At 40.3% G+C, this 631-nt stretch carries 1 protein-coding gene; it reads left to right on the forward strand.

What is annotated here, in order from left to right:
• Positions 1-134: 134 nt before the first annotated feature.
• The coding region (locus ABD296_RS49810; protein WP_344285633.1) for an OprD family outer membrane porin at positions 135-631 on the forward strand (497 nt) is incomplete at its 3' end.

Genomic DNA, 631 nt, shown 5'->3' on the forward strand with positions numbered 1-631 from the left:
CCTGCATAGCATATATAAAATAAAATGAACAAAAATATATCTTTTTTATAGATTACTTATACAATTGATGGAAATCCTAGGCCCTGAACAATAACAAGGCACAGGATTTATCGTTTTTATGAGGTTCTTTAAATATGCTAAAAGCACAAAAACTTACATTAGCAGTTCTCATTTCTGCGGCAATAATTTCCTCAGCTCAGGCAAGCGAGCAAAGTGAGGCAAAAGGATTTGTTGAAGATGCGAACGGTTCTATTCTCTTCCGTACAGGTTACATCAGCCGTGACAAAAAACAGGGCGCGAAAGATACCAGCTCAGTTGCTCAATCAGCAATTGTAAGTATCGAATCTGGCTTTACCCCTGGTATCGTTGGTTTCGGTGTAGGCGTTGTTGGTGATGGATCATTTAAAATTGGCGAAAACAAAAACGCTGGAAACCAAATGATTCCAAAACACAACGATGGTTCAGCTTACGACCACTGGGCTCGTGGTGGTGGCAGCGTTAAGGCACGTTTCTCGAATACAACAGTACGTTACGGTACTCAAGTACTCGACTTACCAGTCCTTGCAAGTAATACAGGACGTATGGTTCCTGAATACTTCACAGGTACTTTATTAACTAGCCATCAAATCAA

Origin of the sequence: Actinomadura napierensis (assembly GCF_039529375.1) — a bacterium.
GTDB lineage: Bacteria > Actinomycetota > Actinomycetes > Streptosporangiales > Streptosporangiaceae > Spirillospora > Spirillospora napierensis.